19 protein-coding genes are annotated in these 21,463 nt (G+C 62.7%); 8 read left to right on the top strand and 11 right to left on the bottom strand.

Features of this window, described 5'->3' with window-relative positions; translation table 11 throughout:
* The first annotated feature begins 88 nt into the window (after window positions 1-88).
* From BBJ66_RS05945 to BBJ66_RS05925, 5 genes are all read left to right on the top strand, one after another.
* Window positions 89-619 carry an NUDIX hydrolase gene (locus BBJ66_RS05945; RefSeq protein ID WP_071085618.1) on the top strand — a complete coding sequence of 177 codons (531 nt, stop codon included), beginning with the start codon at window positions 89-91 and terminating at the stop codon, window positions 617-619.
* Window positions 620-682: 63 nt separating this feature from the next.
* Entirely contained in the window at window positions 683-2,182 is a 1,500-nt protein-coding gene (locus BBJ66_RS05940) for an inorganic phosphate transporter (protein WP_071085616.1), read from the top strand.
* Window positions 2,183-2,248: 66 nt separating this feature from the next.
* Complete coding sequence (locus BBJ66_RS05935; protein ID WP_071085614.1) at window positions 2,249-2,986, top strand: 16S rRNA (uracil(1498)-N(3))-methyltransferase; 738 nt, start codon at window positions 2,249-2,251, stop codon at window positions 2,984-2,986.
* A gap of 148 nt (window positions 2,987-3,134) precedes the next feature.
* Window positions 3,135-4,508 (top strand): glutamate--cysteine ligase, encoded by a 1,374-nt coding sequence (locus tag BBJ66_RS05930; protein ID WP_071085612.1) that lies wholly within the window; start codon window positions 3,135-3,137, stop codon window positions 4,506-4,508.
* Between the two features lie 148 nt (window positions 4,509-4,656).
* Entirely contained in the window at window positions 4,657-5,520 is an 864-nt protein-coding gene (locus tag BBJ66_RS05925; protein ID WP_049735904.1) for a DUF937 domain-containing protein, read from the top strand.
* An 87-nt stretch (window positions 5,521-5,607) separates the two neighbouring features.
* Here the strand turns inward: BBJ66_RS05925 and BBJ66_RS05920 are convergent, their stop codons facing one another.
* Window positions 5,608-5,907, bottom strand: a complete 300-nt coding sequence (locus BBJ66_RS05920) for a DUF1127 domain-containing protein (RefSeq protein WP_049735903.1) — start codon at window positions 5,905-5,907, stop codon at window positions 5,608-5,610.
* Window positions 5,908-6,109: 202 nt separating this feature from the next.
* Here BBJ66_RS05920 and BBJ66_RS05915 point away from each other — a divergent pair, with 202 nt between their 5' ends.
* The gene (locus BBJ66_RS05915; protein ID WP_003588350.1) at window positions 6,110-7,066 is read left to right on the top strand and encodes a LysR substrate-binding domain-containing protein; all 957 of its coding nucleotides are present in this window, start codon (window positions 6,110-6,112) and stop codon (window positions 7,064-7,066) included.
* A gap of 20 nt (window positions 7,067-7,086) precedes the next feature.
* Here BBJ66_RS05915 and BBJ66_RS05910 read toward each other — a convergent pair whose 3' ends face one another.
* The 4 genes from BBJ66_RS05910 to BBJ66_RS05895 form a co-directional block, all read right to left on the bottom strand.
* Window positions 7,087-7,728, bottom strand: coding sequence for a TetR family transcriptional regulator (locus BBJ66_RS05910; protein ID WP_071085610.1), 642 nt, complete (start codon window positions 7,726-7,728; stop codon window positions 7,087-7,089).
* 267 nt (window positions 7,729-7,995) lie between these two features.
* Entirely contained in the window at window positions 7,996-11,052 is a 3,057-nt protein-coding gene (locus BBJ66_RS05905; RefSeq protein WP_244511622.1) for an autotransporter outer membrane beta-barrel domain-containing protein, read from the bottom strand.
* Between the two features lie 331 nt (window positions 11,053-11,383).
* Window positions 11,384-11,800 carry an MAPEG family protein gene (locus BBJ66_RS05900; RefSeq protein WP_071085606.1) on the bottom strand — a complete coding sequence of 139 codons (417 nt, stop codon included), beginning with the start codon at window positions 11,798-11,800 and terminating at the stop codon, window positions 11,384-11,386.
* Window positions 11,801-11,907: 107 nt separating this feature from the next.
* The gene (locus BBJ66_RS05895) at window positions 11,908-12,663 is read right to left on the bottom strand and encodes an SDR family oxidoreductase (protein ID WP_071085604.1); all 756 of its coding nucleotides are present in this window, start codon (window positions 12,661-12,663) and stop codon (window positions 11,908-11,910) included.
* Between the two features lie 92 nt (window positions 12,664-12,755).
* Between BBJ66_RS05895 and BBJ66_RS05890 the strand changes: the two genes are divergently transcribed.
* Entirely contained in the window at window positions 12,756-13,673 is a 918-nt protein-coding gene (locus tag BBJ66_RS05890; RefSeq protein ID WP_071085602.1) for a LysR family transcriptional regulator, read from the top strand.
* Window positions 13,674-13,680: 7 nt separating this feature from the next.
* Here BBJ66_RS05890 and BBJ66_RS05885 read toward each other — a convergent pair whose 3' ends face one another.
* From BBJ66_RS05885 to BBJ66_RS05875, 3 genes are all read right to left on the bottom strand, one after another.
* Window positions 13,681-14,235 (bottom strand): hypothetical protein, encoded by a 555-nt coding sequence (locus tag BBJ66_RS05885; protein WP_071085600.1) that lies wholly within the window; start codon window positions 14,233-14,235, stop codon window positions 13,681-13,683.
* Window positions 14,236-14,237: 2 nt separating this feature from the next.
* On the bottom strand, window positions 14,238-15,722 hold the full coding sequence (guaB, locus tag BBJ66_RS05880) for an IMP dehydrogenase (RefSeq protein ID WP_071085598.1): 1,485 nt from the start codon (window positions 15,720-15,722) through the stop codon (window positions 14,238-14,240).
* Between the two features lie 280 nt (window positions 15,723-16,002).
* Complete coding sequence (locus BBJ66_RS05875; protein ID WP_071085596.1) at window positions 16,003-16,995, bottom strand: MBL fold metallo-hydrolase; 993 nt, start codon at window positions 16,993-16,995, stop codon at window positions 16,003-16,005.
* Between the two features lie 225 nt (window positions 16,996-17,220).
* Here BBJ66_RS05875 and BBJ66_RS05870 point away from each other — a divergent pair, with 225 nt between their 5' ends.
* The gene (locus tag BBJ66_RS05870; RefSeq protein WP_049735894.1) at window positions 17,221-18,645 is read left to right on the top strand and encodes a DHA2 family efflux MFS transporter permease subunit; all 1,425 of its coding nucleotides are present in this window, start codon (window positions 17,221-17,223) and stop codon (window positions 18,643-18,645) included.
* A gap of 55 nt (window positions 18,646-18,700) precedes the next feature.
* Here BBJ66_RS05870 and BBJ66_RS05865 read toward each other — a convergent pair whose 3' ends face one another.
* From BBJ66_RS05865 to BBJ66_RS05855, 3 genes are read right to left on the bottom strand one after another with little or no spacing between them, the layout of a single operon-like run.
* A complete protein-coding gene (locus BBJ66_RS05865; protein WP_049735893.1) occupies window positions 18,701-19,084 on the bottom strand; it encodes a VOC family protein in 384 nt (127 codons plus the stop codon).
* Between the two features lie 55 nt (window positions 19,085-19,139).
* Complete coding sequence (locus BBJ66_RS05860) at window positions 19,140-19,859, bottom strand: RlmE family RNA methyltransferase (RefSeq protein WP_071085594.1); 720 nt, start codon at window positions 19,857-19,859, stop codon at window positions 19,140-19,142.
* A 10-nt stretch (window positions 19,860-19,869) separates the two neighbouring features.
* Complete coding sequence (locus tag BBJ66_RS05855) at window positions 19,870-21,447, bottom strand: Ppx/GppA phosphatase family protein (protein ID WP_071085592.1); 1,578 nt, start codon at window positions 21,445-21,447, stop codon at window positions 19,870-19,872.
* Window positions 21,448-21,463: the final 16 nt, after the last annotated feature.

The following is a 21,463-nucleotide window of genomic DNA, read 5'->3' as shown; positions in this document are numbered from 1 at the left end:
AGCGTCCGCGGCTTTTGGATTGTGTAAGCTTTTCGTGATACACGTATATGAGTGATTCCTAACAACCACTGCGAAGGTGACCCGACCATTGACTCTTCTCGCCCGATTGGCATCCGATGTGCAGCTGATGTTCCGGCGTCCGCCGCGACAGCAATATGGTGCGATCTGCTATCGGGTGAAGAAGAAAAGCGGTGAGGTCGAGGTGCTGTTGATGACCAGCCGCGATACCGGCCGCTGGGTCATTCCCAAGGGCTGGCCGATGACGGGCAAATGCGCCCATGAGGTCGCCGCACAGGAAGCCTTCGAGGAAGCCGGCGTCCGCGGCGCGGTCGAGACGGAAACGCTCGGCGCTTACAGCTATTCGAAAGTCCTGCGCGACGGCGTGCAGGTGGCCTGCAAAGTGCAGGTCTATGCGCTCGAAGTCACCGACTTGGCGAAGAATTTCAAGGAAAAGGGCGAACGCCGCATCGAATGGGTCTCGTTCGACGAGGCGGCCGGGCGCGTGCGCGAGCCGGAACTGCGCGGCCTTTTGCTGGCCTTCAAGCGAAAGATGACCGAGAGGCTTTCGGCCAAAGCGATAAAGCAGGGACCGGCAGGAAAGCAAATTCCGGCGGAATGAATCCTGCCATCTTGCGCTGCTAGAAAAGTGGCGTAGAAGCAGATTTCATAGCCCGGGAAAAGAATGCCGCCACGTCCCACAGTCCTCACGAAACGCACGCTCGACAAGGACCTCGCCAAGATCACCCATGCCGAGGACGCGGCGAAGCATGTCCTGCGGCGGCTGGTGGCGCCCGGTCTCGGGCTGATCTTCGTCGGTCTCGCCATGCTTTTTGCCGGCGTCTACGTGTTCGACCGGCCGGGAGCGGTGCTCATCGTGGCGGCGGCAGCCCTTGCCGGCTACATGGCGATGAACATCGGCGCCAATGACGTGACCAACAATGTCGGCGCGGCCGTCGGCGCGCGCGCCATGACGATGGGCCAGGCGCTTGTTATCGCCGCGATTTTTGAGGTTCTCGGCGCGACGATCGCCGGCGGCGAGGTCGTCAGGACGATTTCCTCCAACATCGTCGACGCCGTCCAGGTGCCGCAGGCGGCACTCGGCTGGATCATGATGGCGGCGCTGATGGCGGCCGCCCTCTGGATCCATCTCGCGACCTGGATGAACGCCCCGGTGTCCACCACCCATGCGATCGTCGGCGCGGTGATCGGCGCCGGCATCGCAGCCGTCGGGCCGGAACCGGTGAATTGGCGGGTGATGGTGGAAATCACCTCGAGCTGGATCACCTCGCCGCTGATCGGCGGGCTGATCGCGGCCGGGCTGCTCTACCTCGTCAAGACGCTGATCATCTATCGCGACGACAAGATCGCGGCGGCTCGGCGCTGGGTGCCGGTGCTGGTCGCGGTGATGACCGGCAGCTTCATGGCCTATATGGTGCTGCAGCTGTCGCCCACTGGCAAATTTCCGTCTTTCACCATCATCCTCGTCGGCATCGGCATCGGGCTTGTCAGCTGGCTCATCGCCCGGCCGCTCGTGCTCGCCCAGGCGCGCGATCTCGAAAATCGCAACAGCTCGCTGCGGGTGCTGTTCCGGCTGCCGCTCATAGGCTCTGCGGCGCTGCTTTCCTTCGCGCATGGCGCAAACGATGTTTCGAACGCGGTCGGGCCGCTTTCGGCGATCGTCCACTCGGTCGGCATCGGCGGCGGTCACGGCATTGGCCATCCGCCGCTCTGGGTGATGCTGATCGGCGCCTTCGGCATCTCCGTCGGCCTGCTGCTGTTCGGGCCGCGCCTCATTCGCCTCGTCGGCGAGGAGATCACCAAGCTCAATCCGATGCGCGCCTATTGCGTCGCGCTGTCGACTGCCTTCACCGTCATCGTCGCCTCCTGGTTCGGCCTGCCGGTCAGCACCACGCATATCGCCGTCGGCTCCGTCTTCGGCGTCGGCTTCTTCCGCGAATGGTATACGCGCCATTCGAAGCGCCGCATCGCCTATATCAGGCGCAGGGTCGAGACTTTCGATATCGACGAGCCGGAGGAGCCGAACGTCCACGAGACCCGGCGACGCTATCTCGTGCGCCGCTCGCATTTCATGACCATCGTCGCTGCCTGGATCGTCACCGTGCCGGTTTCGGCAGCGCTTGCGGCGGGGATTTATTGGGTTATGTTCGCGCTCTTCGTCTAGAACAGGATGCCGTTCGAAAACCGCTCACGCTTTTCGGCATCATGCTCTGAACCCCGTGAGTTTTAAATGCGCGCCAATTTCCGCATGCAACGGCTTTTCGTCGACGCGCCGCTTTCTGCCGGCGCCGCCCTTGAGGTGAATGGCGACCAGTTCAACTATCTCGCCAATGTGCTGAGGATGGAGGAAGGTGGAGAGGTTTTGCTGTTCAACGGCCGTGACGGCGAGTGGAAGGCGACCCTGACGTTCCCCACGCGCAAACGCATTCAGCTGAGAGCAATCGAAGAGACGCGGCCGCAGCCGGCGCCCTGCGACCTGCATTATCTCTTTGCGCCGCTCAAGGTCGGCCGCATGGATTATCTGGTGCAGAAGGCAGTTGAAATGGGCGCCGGACTGCTGCAACCGGTCATGACCCAGCACGTCCAGGGCAAGATCACCAATCTCGACAAGCTGCGTGCCAATGTCGTCGAGGCGGCGGAGCAATGCGGCGTTCTCGGCATTCCCGAGGTGGCCGAGCCGGTGCGGCTTCTCGACCTGCTCGACCGCTGGCCGAAAGAGCGCCGCATCATCTATTGCGACGAGGGTGATGCCGGGCAAAACCCGCTGCCGGTGCTGTCGTCAATCAAGGAAAGGCATCTCGCGCTGCTCGTCGGGCCCGAAGGCGGCTTTTCCGAGGAAGAACGGGCGCGGCTTCGAAGCCTCGATTTCGTCACCGCCATTCCGCTCGGACCGCGCATCCTGAGGGCCGATACGGCAGCCGTTGCGGCACTCGCCGTGGTCCAGGCGGCGATCGGCGACTGGAGCTGAAGAGCGAAACGGGTGGACACGGAAATTGCTGTTATTTTTTTGATGCGTCATTGAAAGAATTTCACTTGCAACATACGTGGCTTGGGTCCTAATCACCCTTCCAGCTGCCCGGCCCCCTGGGCGCCTTTTTCGAATGCAGGTACCCCGCATGGCCCGCGACACCACCGACCAGACGCCGCTCTCTTCGGTTCAGGATCTGACCGATTATATCGCCGCCGGCAACAAGCCGCGGGAGCGCTTCCGGATCGGCACCGAACACGAGAAATTTGCCTTCTTCCGTGCCGACAACAGTCCGGTTCCCTATTTCGGTGATGCCAGCATTTCGGCCCTTTTGACCGGCCTGCAGGCGAAAAGCGGCTGGGAGCCGATCATCGACGGCGGCAACATCATCGGCCTTGCCGAGCAGAACGGCATGGGGGCGATCTCGATCGAGCCCGGCGGCCAGTTCGAACTCTCAGGCGCGCCGCTCGAAACGATCCACGAAACTTGCAGGGAATCGAACCAGCACCTGGCGACGGTACGCGAAATCGCCGAGCCGATGGGCATCCGCTTCCTCGGCATCGGCGGCAGTCCGAAATGGACCTATGCTGAAACCCCGCAGATGCCGAAATCGCGCTACGAGATCATGACCCGCTATATGCCGAAGGTCGGCAGCCAGGGTCTCGATATGATGTACCGCACCTGCACGATCCAGGTGAACCTCGATTTCTCCTCCGAAGCCGACATGCGCCAGAAGATGCGCGTCTCGATGAAGCTGCAATCGCTGGCGACCGCCCTCTTCGCATCCTCGCCCTTCACCGAGGGCAAGCCGAACGGGCTGCTCTCCTGGCGCGGCGATATCTGGCGCGATGTCGATAACCGGCGCGCCGGCCTGCTCGATTTCACCTTCCGCGACGACTTCGGTTTCCGCGACTATGCCGAATGGGCGCTCGACGCGCCGATGTATTTCATCGTCCGCGGCGGCCGCTATCACGACTGTACCCACGTCACCTTCCGTCAGTTCATGAATGGCGCATTGAAGGGCGAGGTCGCCGATCCGGCGCCGACGATGGGCGACTGGACGAACCATCTTTCGACGCTCTTCCCCGACGTCAGGCTGAAACGTTTCCTCGAAATGCGCGGCGCCGACGGCGGCCCATGGCGGCGCATCTGTGCGCTGCCGGCCTTCTGGGTCGGCCTGCTCTACGACGATGCCGCACTCGCCGCCGCCGACGAACTGACGAAAGACTGGGGCTTTGCGGAGGTCGAGGCCCTGCGCAATGCCGTTCCGGCGCAAGGGCTGAAGGCCGAGTTCCGCGGGCATCCGCTCTTCGACACCGCGCGCGAAGTGATCGGCATATCAAAGGCCGGCCTCAAGGCGCGCGGCAAGCTCAATCGCGAAGGCCAGGACGAGACGATCTTCCTGGCGCCGCTCGACGAGGTGCTTGCCAAGAAGGCGACGCTCGCCGAGGATCTGCTGTCGCTCTATCACGGCCGCTGGAACGGCTCCGTCGAGCCGGTGTTCGAGGACTATCAGTACTGAGCCTGCGCCGATTTCGCTCCAATTCGGAAAACCGTCCGGCACTTTTGCCGGAAGGGCTTTAAGTTCTTATGGCAAAAAGCCGTTTGCACATTATCGTTTCCGGATATAGTGGCGTTACACGCGTCACGACTCGGGGAAAGGGACCTCCATGCTGCCACTCTTCGACATGATGATGCAGGCGCAGAACGGCGCGGCGATGGAGGCGATCGCCCGCCAGTTCAACCTCGCGCAGGAACAGGCGACCAAGGCGATGGCGGCGCTGATGCCGGCCTTCTCAGCCGGCCTGAAACGCAGCACCAGCAACCCTTACGATTTCGTCGGGCTGATGCAGGCCGTCTCCTCAGGCAATTATGCGCGCTATTTCGAGGATATGAGCCGGGCCTTCACGCCGGAGGGTATTTCCGACGGCAACAATATCCTTGCTCAGCTTTTCGGTTCGAAGGAGGTTTCGCGCGCGGTCGCCGCCCAGGCCGCACAGATGACCGGCATCGGCCAGGATATTTACAAGCGGATGCTGCCGGTGCTGGCCGATACGCTGATGGGCGGGCTCTTCAAGCAGACAACCGGCCAGATGGCCTCGCCGGTCAACCCCTTCGTCAACAAGGCAATGGGCGAGACCATCCAGCAATGGCTCGAAAGCACCGGCTTCGCACCGAAGCAGAAAGCCGCGCAGCCGAGCATCTTCGACAATCCCTTCACCCAGGCGATGCAGCAGATGTTTTCGGTACCGAAGGCCGCACCGGCTCCTCAGCCGAACCCCTTCCTCGACAATCCCTTCGCCAAGGCCTTCCAGGAAATGATGGCCGGGCTTGGGCAACCGCCGGCGGCCAAGCAGCCGGCTGCCAAGACGCCCGAGGCGCCGAAGGAAGAGACGAAGGTCAATGCCGACAGCTATACCGAGATACTGAACGCCATGTTCGATAGCGGGCTGGAAGTGCAGAAGACCTACCAGAGGAACCTCGAAGCGATCTTCGAAACCTATCGGCCGAAGCCGCCTGAAACCAAGGCATAAAAAAACCCGGAGATGGCTTGGGAAAGCCGATCACCGGGTCAAGCGGCAGGGCTATTGGCTATCACCCTGCGGGGAAACTCGACGCGCCTATTCGTTGTAGGAGCGGAAGAGCTGCAGGCGCCAGCGATTGCGCGCCGAGCGCGTCAGATGTTCCGAAGGGTCCTCGAAAAAGGTCGAGGCCAGGAACGCGGAGGTCAGGTCGGCCCTGCTCAGGCCGATATCCCTCAGCTGACTGTCATTCAGATCGTGCAGCGTGTTGATCTCCATGCGATTGCGGAACCCGCGAAAGAGGGAGACCAGCGGAGCGAGGCCTGCCGCCAGACGCTGGAAAAGCGTCGGGGTAAGCTTGCTGCAGTCGAGTTCTAGTGTTCGTTCTGTCGTGTGCATCGAACTCTCCTTTCTCGGGCACGCAACAACCCACCCCTCCCGCGAGGTCGTGCGGGAAGGGATAAAGCTGAATTTGGCTTGGACAGGCAGGGTGTCTGTCCTTCACTTTGCTTGATTTGCACCCCGAAGATGCCAAAGAGCTATTGATCAGTCCAACGAATGTTTCTAATGATTATCATCAGCTATCTTTATGGGTGACACCATGTCCGCGCCTCTTGATCTCGACCAGTTGCAGACTTTCATCGCCATCGTCGATTCCGGCAGCTTCACCAAGGCGGCCGACAGGGTCTACAAGACCCAATCGGCCGTCTCCATGCAGATGCGCCGTCTCGAAGAGCGCATCGGCAAGCAGCTGTTCATCAAGGATGGACGCGGCAACCGGCTAACGGTCGAGGGTGAAAAACTGCTCAACTATGCCCGGCGTATCATCCGCCTCAACAATGAGGCGATCGCCGCCTTCGACGACAACAGGCTGGAGGGGACGCTGCGCATCGGCACGCCTGATGATTATGCCGACCGCTACATGCCCGAAATCATCGGCCGCTTCGCCAAGACGCATCCGAATGTCGAGCTCTACATCGTCTGCGAGCCCTCGGTGGATCTGGCCGAGCGCATGCACAAGGGCGAGCTCGACATCGCCCTCGTTACCCACAATCCGCGCGAGCGCATGTCCGATGTGGTCAGAACCGAGCCGCTCTGCTGGGTGGGTTCGGCCAACCATCCGATCCGCGACGACGCGCCGGTGCCGCTTGCCGTCGGCCGGCGCGACTGCCAGTGGCGCCAGCTCGCCTGCTCGGCGCTGGATGCGGTGGGACGCGAACACCAGATCCTGTTCACCAGCTGGTCCTGCACAGTCGTTGCCGCTGCCGTGCTTGCCGGCATGGCAGTCTCGGTCATGCCGGAATCGGCGCTGCGCACCGGCATGAAGGTGCTGAGCCAGGCGGACGGCTTTCCGGCGCTGCCGCCGGTGCAGATCGGCATCATGAAGCGGCCGGGGGTTTCGCTCTCGCTGATGAATGCGATCACCGCGCATATCACCGCCTGCCTCGACAACATCACGCCCGCCGTCGTCGACGACACGCTGGAGGCCGATGTCAAATCCGCTCAGGCCCGCCTTTATCCGCGGCTGAAGGCCGCCAATATGGTGCCGAGCTGGTAAGACGTAAGAGGTAAGCGCCCTCAGGCGGCGCGCTGAGCGGTCGCGGCGAAAAGGGAGCCGCGGATGACGCGTTTCCACTCATCGAGCATGCGCCGCGCCAGGGCCTCCTCGCTGACGGCGGCAAGCCGGATGACGGCGCCGATCAGGTGGCTGAACAGGTAAGTGCGCGCATACATCTCTTCGTCGCAAAGATCGGGCGCCAGCTTGCGCACGGCCTCATGAAAGATGCCGGCAACCTGGCCGCTATGCTCCATATTCAGCTGAAGCAGATCCTGGTCGGTTTCCGTTCCCATCCAGACGCCAAGATAGACGGGATCATCGTGGTAGGATTCGTAATACCAGTCGATCATGTCGCAGACGAGGTCGAGCGCCTGGTCGAGCGTCTGAACGTCGGCAAACATCGCCGCCGTCTTTGCCTGGATCGCCGAGGCGTGCTGGTCGAACAGGGCTTTGACGATGGCCGCCTTTTCGGGAAAATACTGATAGACCGAGCCGATCGGCACTTTGGCGGCGACCGCGAGCTCTGTCATCCGCATGGCGCTGACGCCCTTTTCGGCAATGATCTTGGCGGCGGCAGCGAGAATGAGATCCAGCCTCTGGATACTGCGCTCCTGTTTCGGCTGCCTGCGCAAGCCGATCCGATCCATGCTTTCCATGCCCATGTCGTTCCCATTCTTATCGTTCGCGCGGGGTAGGCATCATGCCAAATCAGCGCGTCGGGCGGGTATGACATTGCAGGTCTTCATCAGTCGTAAATGAAAACGCCCGCATTTTAACGACCGGCAAAAGCGTAGAAAAAACGGGACTCTAGGCGCGCTCCGCTGAGTTGCATTTACATCTTTAAGCGGTAAATGGTTGTGAAATTCCGGGGTGGAAAGGTGCAGACGTCGCCACCCCTCGTTGCGAAGGAATGATAGGTTCAGCGGATTTTAGAATTTCATCGACAAGGCCGCCCTGACCCCATGCTGCTGCGCATTGTCGGCAATCTGGCCGGAATAGCCGATGCCAAGGGCAGAGCCCTCGCTGAGGTCGAAATCGAGCCCGACGTCGAGAACGAAGGCGTTCTCCGCCAGCGCCACACCGGCGACGGTGAAAGCGTCCCCCCCTGTGAAAGCCTGCGTCGATACGGGTACGATGTCGCGGGCGGCATGCCGCCAGCCTGCCATGCCGCGCAGCGTGGCGTCCGTCTGGCCCAAGAGGATTTCCATTTCGGTATGCAGGCCAAGCGTTGTTATGGTGGTGTTGGTCGTGCGGCCGGCGCTATCGAGCGCGGCAGCCCCGCCCTCTTCGGCGAAACCCGCCGTGCGAAAACCGACATGGGCGAGATTGGCGAAGGGCTCGAAGGCGGCCGCCGCCGTCTCAAACCGGTAGCCCAGCTCCGCAAAAGCCTGCAGCGTGCCGGCGTCATAGCTTGCTTCCAGCCTGTCCTCGAAGCTGCCGATGGTGACGCGGCGGCTGGTGTCGATCTGATGCCAGGTGTGAGCCAGGCCGGATCGGAAGGCGAGACCGCCCCATTGCGTGCCGGCATAAAGACCGAGGTGATAATCGTCACTCGATCCCGAGGAAGCGCGGTGGCGCGGATCGAAGCCGGAATTGCTGTAACCGGCCATCACGCCGAACCTGATGTCATCGAAGCCGGTGTCGACGCCGGCGAGAAAACCGCCGGTCCGGTGGTTGAGGGTGGCGGCATTGCCATCCGTGCGTATCTCGCTCCTGCCGCCGAAGGCGGTGCTCCAGAACACCGGCGCGTCGGCGTCATCGGCAGCGATCAGTTCCGGAGCGGCCGGCCAGAAGGCCTGTATCGGGGTCGCGGTGGCGCCGGCATTGGCGAAAGCCGACCGCAGGCGTTCGTTGGCGGCCTCGCGGACAAACAGGCTCTGCGTGATCAGCGCCGTTTTGATCGAGGCGTGGATTTCGCCGGAAAGCGCATCGAAGCTCGCTTGGACCTGGGGCTCGTCGTCGGGCAAGGTGACAATGGCATCGTAGATGTCGTTGCCGGAGCCGAGCGCTTCGGCAGCCTGCGCCGCGGCAAACTGGTTGCGTGTCGCCGCCATGTCGCTGAAGCGCACATCGTTGCGTGCGATTTCCAGATAGACATTGTTCGGATCGTAGGAGAGGTCGGCATCCAGAAAGGCATAATTGGAGGTGACGGCGCCGAATGTCCCGCTGATCCCACCGCTCGCGGTGAGGATCGTATAGGTGGAGAACGGCTTGTAGTCACCATTCATGCCGATGTGGCTAACGGTGGCACCGTTCAGAAACGCGGTGCCGGTGACCGAGATCAAATCGCTGGCGGTGCCGGCTGGATCGACCTCGACCTCATAGGTGGCGCCCGCATCGAAAGTGAGGTTGCCGCCGACCGTCAAGGTCCCGATCGAGTTGCCGGGCGCAATGGTGACGCCGGCGCCGGCGCTCAGCGCACCGACATCACCAGACCCGCCCAGCCTGCCACCGGTCATCGTGAGGATGCCGCCAAGGCTGCCGTTGACGATGAGGCGGCCACCCGAAACCGTGGTCGTGCCTGTAAAGGCCGAACTGTTGCCGGTCAGGCGCAAGGTGCCGCTGCCGAGCTTGGTCAGGTCGCCGCTGCCGGAGAATATGCCGCCATAGATGCCGTCGCTCGCCTGATCGATGGTCAGGTCGCCGCTGCCGAGGGCGATCTCGCCGCCGCTTCCCGCAAGCTGCCCCATGGTCAGGTCGAAGCCGCCGAGATCGAGGATGCCGCCGTTGACCGCATAGGCGCCGTTCTGCACGAAGGCGCCGGCGCTGCCCGCCAGCAAGGTGCCGGCCTCGACCGTCGTCACGCCGGTATAGATGTTGGTGCCGGACAGCGTCAGCATGCCGCTGCCCTGCTTGGTGAGGCCGCCGGTCCCTTGCAGATCCGTTGATATGCCGATGGCAAAGCCGTTGGTGTCGATAAAGGCGCCACCCGCATCGAAGATGACCTCGCCGGCGCTGAAACCGCCGAGGAAATTTGCCTCATTGCCCGTCGCGCGCAGAATGCCGCCGTCGAAGACGAGGCTGGCGTCACCGGCGCCGCTGTCGATATAACTGGTCTCCAGGATGCCACGCCCGTTTCCGGCGCTTCCGGCGATGTTTACCGTTCCCGTCGCACCCGAATCGTCGGCGATGACGACCCCGGAAGCCGAAATCAGGCCGCCGTTCTCGATCGTCACGCTGCCCGAGCCGAATTCGCCCACATACAGCTCATTGGAATTGATCCAGCTCGACCCCGCGCCGGTCACGCTGGCCACGCCGCTGCCGTCTGTACTGAAGCCGACGTATCCAAAGCTGCCGGTGACAGTGCCGCCGTTCGAAATGGTCAGTGATCCCGCGCCTACCTCGCCGACCGAGACATCATCGGTATTGCTCCAGAGCGAGTTTGCGCCCGTGACGACCACCGCACCGACAGCCGTGATATCGTTGCCAATATAGCCGAATGTGCTGCTGACCGTCCCGCCATTCGAGATGGTCAGCGTGCCGGTGCCGCTGTCGCCGACAGTGAGTTCCTGGGAATTCGTCCAGGTCGAACCGTTGCCTGTGACCGTCACCGTGCCGCTGGCGCCGGAGAAATAGCCGATGTGGCCGATTGTATTGTCGACGGCGCCGCCGTCGTCGATGGTGAGCGTGCCTGCGCCCTCATGGCCGACGTAAAGGTCGTTGGAATTGTTCCAGCTCGAGCCCGTGCCCGTGACCGTCGCCGTGCCGCTGGCGCCGGGATCGACGCCGAGCACGCCGGTGTCATTGCTGACCGTGCCGCCGTTACGGATGATCAGGGTCGCATCGTCGCCGTTCTGCTCGCCAATGAGGAGGTCGTCATTGATCGTCCATGGGCTCGGCTGCGTGCCCGGACCGGTGCCCGCCGGGTCGTTGCCGTCGACGATCTCCGTGTCGCTGCCGCCGATGACCTGCTGCGCAGATCCCGGCTCTGCCGCCAGCATCAGCGCCAGCGCCGCGGTGCTCGCCGATCCCGCAAGTCGCAGCATGGCCCTCCGATGAGTTGCCGCCCCGCCTGTCTTCTCACCCATCTTCGCCCGCAAATCGTCCCTGCCACTATTCGCTCGCGTAGAAATAGGTCAATTGATTTAAATATTGGTAACCATGTTTCTGAATTGTTCTTCGGCCGCTGAAGAATAGCGGTTTCCCAGCCAGTCCACCCTTGGGAACCGGCACAGGTGCGCATGACTATATTGTCGGCAGACGACAGCGTCGCCGGTCTTTTCAGACGCGTGAGGGATGCTGTAACATTCTGAATTGCTGAATAATTCTGGCCTTGAACCGATTCCGATCCGGGGCTGGCCGGTAGTGCGGGGGGCGCTATCCCATTGCCATCCAGGCGGCGAGCCAGACCCACATGGCGGCGAGCGCGAGATAGCCGGCGGCAAAGAGCGGGCTGCGGTAGCGGAGGTCGTTGCTGGTCACGTGGACGGCGGCATGGGCATAACGCAGGGCGACGAAAAGCCAGGCGAGGCCGACGGCGACGATATTATCGGCCTCGGTGACATAGAGAAGAATACAGCAGGCATAGAAGAGCACCGGCAATTCGAACTGGTTGGCGAGGCAATTCTTGACGACGAGGCTTTCGGCCGGCTCGCCGCGATTTTCGCGATAATCCGATTTTGCGATGCTGCCGGCGCGGACCATTTTTGCGCGCCGCTGCCCAAGAAGCGCATAAAGACCGTAGACCAGCGCCACATGGGCAAGGAGTGGCCAGAAGATTTCATAGCCGGTCATTTCGGCACTTCCTTTCCGCTTTCGCATGTCGCGAGGAGCATTAGCGGAAAGGTTAAGCGGATGCCAGGGGCGGCTCGCCGCTGGCATCCTCAAACCCGATATTGTCTTTACACCTGGGCGCTGCCGCCATCGACGAAGAGTTCGGCCCCGGTAACGAAGCTGGAATCATCCGAGGCGAGGAAGAGTGCGGCAGCGGCAACTTCCTCGGCACGGCCAACCCTGCCCATTGGCACCTGAGCCGCCAGGGCATCGAGCAAACCCTGCTGTTGGGCTGGATCCTTACCCGCCAATTCGACCAGTCCGGTCGTTTCCGTGGGGCCAGGACTGAGCGTGTTGATCCGAATGCCGCGATCCTTCAAGTCGAGGATCCAGTTGCGCGCAAAGCTGCGCAAGGCGGCTTTCGATGCGGCGTAGACGCTGAAGGCGGGAGTGCCGCTCGAGCCTGCTGTTGATCCCGTCAAGATGATCGATGCTCCTCGAGAGAGCAGCGGCAAGGCCTTCTGCACCGTGAAGAGAACCCCCTTCACGTTTCGATCGAATGTGTCGTCATACTGCTCTTCCGTGATTTCGCCGAGAGGCAACATGGAGCCGCCGCCTGCGTTGACGAAGAGCACGTCAATTCTTCCTGCCTCGGCCTTCACCTTCTCATAGACGCGATCGAGGTCGGCGAGATTGGCTGAATCAGCCTGAATTCCCACAACTCCGCCGCCGATTTCAGCGATTGCTGCGTCGAGAACGTCCTTGCGACGGCCCGTGATGAAAACCCGTGCGCCCTCGACCACGAAGCGCTTCGCTGCTGCAAGGCCAATGCCGGAGGTGGCGCCGGTGATAACCGCAGTCTTCGCATTCAATCTTTGTGTCATTGTCGTCTCCTTTGGTTCGACCGAAGCTGAGATATGGACGGAGGTATCGTTTCGGAATAGAAAGAATTGAAAGCCATTGTTTCAGGAATGAAATGACTAAGTTTCCCGATTTCGAAGGCCTGGCGATGTTCGCAAAGGTCGCCGAGGAGCGTTCTTTCGTGCGGGCTGCGCAGACGCTCGGCGTGTCGGTGCCGACGGTTTCGCGAGCCGTGAGCCGCCTTGAGCAGAGGCTGGGCGCAAGGCTCTTCAACCGCACCTCTCGACAGCTCGCTTTGACTGATTTCGGCCTGCGACTGGTCGACAGCGCCGCACGGATCTATGCTGAGGCAGAGATGGCAGAGGACGCCGCCCGGGAGCTTGCGACCCGACCGAAGGGGCTCATCAGGCTAGCCGCGCCGATGGACTTCGGGACACGCTGGCTGGCGCCGATCCTGCCTGACTTTTTCGAGCTCTTTCCGGAGATTTCCATCGACCTGCACATGAGCGATGCCGTCGTCGATATCGTGGGCGACGGCTTCGATGCGGCACTCAGAATCGCGGTCCTGCCGGATTCGTCATTGGTCGCGCGCAGGCTGGCGCCGGTGGATCGCTTCATTCTCGCGGCACCCGCATACCTGGAACAGTACGGCGTGCCGGAACATCCCCGCGAGCTAACGGCTCACCACTGCCTTGGATACGCCTACAGGGCGCGACAGGATGTCTGGCGCCTGCGCAATAGCGAAGGCAAGGAGGAGGTCATCGTGCCAAGCGGCTCTCTCAGGTCCACCAGTTCGCAAGCATTGGTGCCAATGGCGCTACGGGGCCTCGGGATCATCGAACTACCCGAATTTCTCGCGCATGACTATCTCGTCGACGGCCAACTGACGCCAATCCTTGCCGACTGGACGCTGGCGACCGGCGCACTGTATTTCGTCACACCTTCGGCTCGGAGCCGGCCAGCGAAGGTCGACGTCCTTGCCGATTTCATGATGGCGAGACTGTCAAATCCGGTTTGGCGGAGGAGGAGCTGACGCCGCTTCAATCCCGGCCTGGCGACAGCCAGCGGAGGATGGAAAGCCGGGCGATAAGGATGAAGCAGATGGCGAGACTTGCGAATTTCAGCCGTGTCATCCACGGCAGCAGCTCGGCTGCGAGATTTGCGGATCCACTGTCGCCGAAGGCGATCAGGCTGGCAATATTCTCACCATAGTCGGCAATGCCGTAGAGGAACGGCAGCAGGTAGGCCACCTTGGCGGCGAGCGGATGTTCCGATCGGCCGAACCACGCGCCTGCGGGACCAAGCTTGACGAAGGCGAGGAACAGCAGCGCCGTCAGCAGGGCCGGAAAGATCAGTTCCGGCCCGAAATACATGGCTCTGAGCAGCCGGGTCGCCGTCTCGTTCTCATCGAGCAGCTTCTGCATGTGGAAGACGGCCGCTTCGTCGTAACCGGCGAAATAGGTATCGAGCACCGCCTGCCCGGTCTCATGTTTGAACGGCACGACGAAGCCGAAGGTGGTCCAGGCGAGCACGGCAAGGCAGAGGGCTGCGAGCAGCGCGACGATCCAAAGCGGAATTGCGCTGCCCGCTTTCATGATCAGAGGCCGGCGCCCGGATAGTTCGGGCTCTCGCGGGTGATCGTCACGTCATGGGCGTGGCTTTCGCGCAGACCGGCGCCGGAGATCCGCACGAAGGTGGCGCGCTCCTGGAAATCCTTCAGGTCCTTGCCGCCGACATAACCCATGGCCGCCTTGAGGCCGCCGGCAAGCTGGTGGACGACGGCCGAGACCGGCCCCTTGTACGGCACTTGGCCCTCGATGCCTTCAGGCACGAGCTTCAGCGTGTCGCGCACTTCCGCCTGGAAATAGCGGTCGGCCGAGCCGCGGGCCATGGCGCCGACGGAGCCCATGCCGCGATAGGCCTTGAAGGAACGGCCCTGGTAGAGATAGACCTCGCCCGGGCTCTCATCGGTGCCAGCCAGCAGCGAGCCGATCATGACGGCGGAAGCGCCGGCGGCGATCGCCTTGGCAAGATCGCCGGAGAATTTGATGCCGCCATCGGCGATCACAGGCACGTCCTGAGCCTGCGCTGCCTGAACGGCCGACATGATGGCGGCGAGCTGGGGAACGCCGACGCCGGCGACGATGCGCGTCGTGCAGATCGAGCCCGGGCCGATGCCGACCTTGACGGCATCCGCACCCGCTTCGATCAGCGCTCGCGTTCCGTCATAGGTGGCGACGTTGCCGGCCATGATGCGCACCGAATTGGAGAGCTTCTTGACGCGGGTGACGGCATCCAGCACGCGCTGCGAATGGCCATGGGCGGTATCGACGACCAGAAGGTCGACGCCGGCATCGATCAGCCGCTCGGCGCGCTCGAAGCCGTCATCGCCGACGCTGATGGCGGCGGCGGCGCGAAGCCTGCCCTGCGCATCCTTGGAGGCGTTCGGGTTCAGCTGCGACTTCTCGATGTCCTTGACGGTGATCAGGCCGACGCAGCGGCCTTCGGTATCGACGACCAGCAGCTTCTCGATGCGATGCGAGTGAAGCAGGCGCTTGGCCTCCTGCTGATCGACGCTCTCCTTGACGGTGACCAGATTGTCCTTGGTCATCAGCTCGTGGATCTTCTGCTCCGGATCGGAGGCGAAGCGGACGTCGCGGTTGGTCAGGATGCCGACGAGGCGGCCCGACTTCTCGACGACGGGAATGCCGGAGATGCCGTGCGACTTCATCAAGGAGAGCGCTTCGGCAAGCTTTGCCTCCGGGCCGATGGTGACCGGATTGACGACCATGCCGCTTTCGAACTTCTTCACCTGGCGGACTTCTTCGGCCTGCTCGACCGGCGTCAGGTTGCGGTGGATGACGCCGAGGCCGCCGGCCTGGGCCATGGCGATCGCCAGACGGCTTTCGGTGACGGTATCCATGGCCGAAGACAGGATCGGGATGTTGAGATCGAAATCGCGGGCGATGCGGGTCGCGATGTTCGTCTGGCCGGGCATGACCTCGGAGTGGCCGGGCTGCAGCAGCACGTCGTCGAAGGTAAGCGCGTCCGCGCCGGTTGCCGTTTCAATGATGCGTGCCATGGCCAAATTCCTTCATTTAAGAAAATGCAACCTGGCCCGGAAACGAATCGTCCGCCCCGGCGGTGTGCATGGGATTGCTTGGAAGTTGGCGAGGGCTGGTAACACGTCTATGACAGGAAGGAAATAGCAAAAAGCCCGGCCTGTCCGCCGGGCTCGTCATGGGTGCCATGCATCTAAAGCGCATCGCGTCAAACTTGGTTGATGCGACGCGCTTTAGCTCTTTGTTTGCGCATGTCGTAATCCCGGAACCGCCGCACACTTCCGGGCGACATGCGGTAGATCAGATGTCGAACTGATAGGTCTTCGGCACGAAGCGATAGCCGCCATCCTGCCTCTCAGCAAAACCGACCGCCGGGAATGGCATGTGATAGCCGAGGAAGGCGATCTTCTCGGTCGCGATCATGTCGAAGACCTTGCGGCGGGCGATCGCTGCCTGCGCCTTGTCCATGTCGAAGCGCACTTCCCAATCCGGGCGCAGCAGCGACAGAATATAGTGATTGGCCGTATCGCCTGTGAGAACCAGGCGCTTTCCTACCGATTCGACGTGGAACACCATGTGCCCCGGGCTGTGACCGGCTGCCAGCATCGCCGTCATGCCGGGCGCGACGCTGTCGCCGTCCTTGATGAAGGTGGCTTTTTCGACGAGCGGCGTCACATTGGCGAGCACGGCCTTATGGCCGCCCTCGGCGGGCGTGCCCTCGCGCGCCTTGTTCGACCAGAAATCATATTCGGCCTGGCCGATGATATAACGGGCATTCTTGAAGGCAGGCGCGCCATTTTCCATCAGCCCGCCGATATGGTCGCCATGCAGATGGGTGAGCGCGACGACGGTGACGTCATCGGCCGAGTATCCCGCGGCCTTCAGGCCTTCGAGGAGCTTTCCGGCGCCGCGTGGACGACCGCCAGCGCCGAAGCCGGTATCGACGAGAATAACATCCGAACCGGTATCGATCAGGGCCGGCGCATAGCCGTTCACGAGCTTGTCGGCCGGCAGAAAGTTTGCGGTCAGCAATGCCCTGACCGCCTCGGGGTCCTGATTTGTGCCATAGGTTTCATGAGGCTTTTCGGAAATGTTGATGCTGTCGCGGACGACGGTGAGCTTATAGGAGCCGAGCTTGAATTGATTGATTTCGGGCAAAGGGGTTAAATCCATTTTATTGCTTTCTCCAGTCGCGGCCGCTTCGGCCGTCTTTCTTAAAATGACCGGCGCTGCGAGCAGGCTGAGGCCTGCGGCAAAAAGGGTGCGCCGCTTTATTCCCGACGAAATTGCCATATGTCTATCCTCCCATGAGGTGCGGTGCGTCGCCGCACGGCCCCCGATGTCGGTTCCAGCCGGATTTATATCTCAATCTTGCCACCCGACGTTGTCGGACAACCCGTCTCACGCAGACGTGAAGCAAACCTGTCGTCGAGGCGGATTGAGGGATTGGCAGGCTTCTGAAGTGGGACTAAACAGCACGAGCCTTCCAGCTCTGCAGCCCATCAAGGCCTCCCGCCTATGAACCGCATCGTTCCGCTGATCCTCGCCGTCGCTCTTTTCATGGAGCAGATGGACTCCACCGTCATTGCAACCGCGCTGCCGGCAATCGCAGCGGATCTTAATGTCGGGCCGATCACGCTGAAGCTGGCGCTGACCTCCTATATGGTGGCGCTGGCGGTGTTCATCCCGGTCAGCGGCTGGATGGCCGACAGGTTCGGCGCCAAGAACATCTTCCGCCTTGCCATTTCCGTCTTCGTCATCGGCTCGATCTTCTGCGCCATCTCGTCCAACCTCGTCGAATTCGTCTTCGCCCGCTTCCTGCAGGGCATGGGCGGGGCGATGATGACGCCGGTCGGCCGTCTCGTGCTGGTGCGCACGACAAAACGCAGCGATCTGGTTTCGGCCATGGCGCTGCTCACCATCCCGGCGCTGGTCGGCCCGCTCACCGGCCCGCCGCTCGGCGGCTTCATCACCACCTATTTCAGCTGGCACTGGATCTTCCTGATCAACGTGCCGGTCGGCGTCATCGGCATCTGGCTGGCGACGATCTTCCTGCCGGAGGTCGAGGCGACGGCGCCGCCGAGGCTCGATTTCACCGGTTTCGTGCTCACTTCGTTTTCGGCCGCGGGCGTCGTCTTCGGTCTGTCGGTGGTCAGCCTGCCCGCCCTGCCGCCGATCATCGGCGTCACCGCCACCGTGATCGGCCTCGTCTGCAGCGTCCTCTATATCCGTCATGCCAGGCGCCACCCGGCGCCGATCCTCAACCTCGACCTGTTCAAGAACCCGACGTTCCGGGCCTCGACGCTCGGCGGCACACTGTTTCGCATCTGCGTCGGCGCCATGCCCTTCCTGACACCGCTGATGCTGCAGCTCGGTTTCGGGCTGACGCCGTTCCAATCCGGCATGATCACCTTTGCCGGGGCGATCGGGGCGATCACCACCAAATTCATGGCAAAGCGCGTCTTTGCGGCCGCCGGCTTCCGCACGACGCTGCTTTGCGCCGCCATGGTGACGACGCTCGTGACCGTCGTCACCGGCCTGTTCACGCCGGCAACGCCGCATCTGGTCATCATCGGCGTGCTGTTGCTCGGCGGCTTCTCCCGCTCCTTCATGTTCACCGGCGTCAATGCGCTTGCCTTCGCCGATATCGACGATGCGCAAGCGAGCCAAGCGACATCGATGAGTTCGGTGATGCAGCAGATCAGCCTGGCGCTCGGCGTTGCGGTCGCCGCGGCGATCCTGGAAAGTTCGATCTATATCAGGGGCGAAGCATTGCAGGTCGCCGATTTCCATCTCGCCTTCTACATCATCGCCGGACTGACCGTCATCGCCACCATTCCCTTCGTCAGAATGGACCGCAACGCCGGCGCACTCGTTTCCGGCCACCGCGCGAAGGCGGTGACGCAGTCTCCGATCGACACCGAGCAGCCGGCGGTGAAATAGGCTCAAGCCGCTACAGCGTCCCTCGCGCGCCTCAAAAGACGCGCGGCGCTGTAAGCTATTCGGGGTTTTCGCAGACGGCCGAGAGCTTGTTGCCGTCGAGATCGCGGACATAAGCGGCATAGAAATGGGCGTGGTAGGAGCGCAGGCCCGGCCCGCCTTCATCGATGGCGCCTGCGGCAATCGCAGCCGCGTGGAAGGCATCGACAGCGGCCCGCGTTTCGGCCGCGAACGCCACCATGGTGCCGTTACCGGCAGCCGCCCGGCGGCGATTGAAGGGCGTCACCACCCAGAAGCGGCAGCGCGTATCGCTTTCGGCGGAATAGCCGACCTCCTCTTCCGAATAATGCTGGCGGCGATAGCCGAGCAGAGGCAGCACGGCATCATAAAAATGTCCGGCGCGATAAAGATCATTGGTTCCGAGCGTGACGTAGAGAAGCATGGGACCAGCAGCTCAGCTCTTGATGTTGCCATCATCGGCCGGGACCGGCCCAAGATCAAGCGTGCTCTGCGTCACCTTCTGCCTTGCGGCCCTTGAAGCCCTTGGCCAGCAAAAACATCTCGACCGATTCGGCGCGCGACGCGTTCGGCTTGACGTGGACGACCTGGCGGAAGTTCTGTTTCAGCATGGCGAGCAGCTCACGTTCGGTGCCGCCCTGGAAGGTCTTGGTGAGGAAATGCCCGCCCTCCCCCAGCACCTCGACGGCGAATTGGGCCGCGACTTCACAGAGATGCATGGTGCGCAAATGGTCGGTGCGGTGGTGGCCGGTGGTGGGTGCCGCCATATCGGAGATGACGAGATCGGGCGTGCCGCCGACGGCCTCCAGCAGCTTTTCCGGCGCACTGGGATCGAGGAAATCGAGCTGCAGGATCTTGACGCCGGGCAGCTGGGCCATTTCGAGAAAATCGATGGCGGCGACACGGATATCCTCATCCGTCGAGCCGGTGACCTTGGCGGCGATCTGCGACCAGCTGCCGGGTGCGGCACCCAGATCGATGATGCGCTTGGCGCCGCGCAGGATATGGTGCTTCTCGTCGATCTCCAAAAGCTTGAAGGCGGCACGGGCGCGATAGCCCTCCAGCTGGGCGCGCTGAACATAGGGATCGTTGATGTGGCGCTGCAGCCATTGCCGGGAAGAGGCCTTCATCTTCTTGTTCTTGACGCGCTGGCCGAGCTTGCGGCCGGTGCGGTTTCCCGCGATCGGTGCTTTGGTCATGCCTTTTTCCCTATCTGGCTCGCTGGCCGCGGCGGTTGCGGTTGCGCCGCCACACGCCGTCATCGGCCATCATGTCGGTGAGCAGCCCTTCCCTCAAGCCGCGATCAGCAACGCGCATGCGCGGGCTCGGCCAGCGGCGGCGGATCGCCTCGAGGATGGCGCAGCCGGCGAGCACCAGATCGGCCCGATCCGGCCCGATGCAGGGATTGGCGGCGCGGCTTTCGAAATTCCAGGAGAGCAGTTTTGCCTGCATGGCGGAGACCTCGTCGTCGGACAGCCAGATGCCGTCGACCTTGCGCCGGTCATATCGCGGCAGGTCGAGATGGACGCCGGCAAGCGTCGTCACGGTGCCCGATGTGCCGATCAGATGGAAGTCGCCGGTCTGGGCGACCTCGATCTCCGGGCAATCGAAGCCTTCGAGCATGCCGCCGACTTCGCGGACCATGCCTTCGAAAGCTTCCGGCGTGACGTCACGCCCGCCATGACGCTCCGACAGTGTTACGACGCCGACCGGCAGCGAGGTCCAGTGGGTGATGTGATTGGCGAGGCGACTGTAACGATTGTCGCCGATGCGGATGACGGCGATCTCCGACGAGCCGCCGCCGATATCGAAAAGCACGACGGAGCGGGTCTCGCGCCCGACCAATGAGGAGCAGCCGGAGACGGCGAGCCGTGCTTCGGTCTCGCGATCGATGATCTCGAGCGCCAGGCCGGTTTCGGCAACGACGCGGGCGAGGAACTCCTCACCATTGACCGCCTGGCGGCAGGCCTCGGTCGCAATGAGCCGCATGCGGCGGATCTCGCGGTTTCTGAGCTTGGAGGCGCAGATCCTCAGCGCGTCGACTGCCCTCTCCATCGCCTCGTCGGACAGACGGCCGCTGGCCGCAAGGCCCTCACCAAGGCGCACGATGCGGGAAAAGGCGTCGACCACCCGAAACTGACCCGGGCGGGTCGGCTGGGCGATGAGCAGACGGCAATTGTTGGTGCCGAGGTCGAGAGCGGCATAGAGTTCGTCGGGCCATGCGTGTTCGCCGGCCTGGCGATCGCCCTGATAACCGGCGCCCTGATAACCGGAATGGGCATGGCCATCCTGGCGCCCCCTGCGGCCGGCATTTGTGCTGGTCTGCGTCTCCCGCGGCTCGGTGCGCTGCACCGTCTCTTCGGCGCGGCGTTCCTGCTGCGGCGGGGAAGGTTTTGCCGCCGTCAGCGGCCGGCCCTGAAGACCGCGCTTGCCGCGATGTTTGCGGCGGTTGCGCCGGTTCGGTGTCGAATCACCTTCGACCCGAGCCGCACTGCCCGCCGTCTGGGTCTGCTCCATTGCTTGGGCTTGAAGGGAACCGTCCTGCGCAGCGCCTTGGCCGCCACGACGGCGACGCTTTCGCTTGCGGGCCGGATTTCCGGCCGCATCTTCCATCGGGCGCGCAGACTGCCCGGCATTGCCGGAAAGCTCATGCGAAGCGGGATGAGCCGCGTTGCGGGATTGCCCGCCGCGCTTGCCCTTGCGGCGCCTGGACTTCTTGCCGTCCTTGCGCCCTGCCGCCGACGCCCCGTCAAAATGCGGCTTTGCGCCGCCTTCGGGGTCTTCCACGTTATCTTTCCATCGC

Origin of the sequence: Rhizobium sp. RSm-3 (assembly GCF_001854685.1) — a bacterium.
GTDB lineage: Bacteria > Pseudomonadota > Alphaproteobacteria > Rhizobiales > Rhizobiaceae > Rhizobium > Rhizobium ecuadorense.
This window is presented reverse-complemented; position numbering and strand designations above follow the sequence as displayed.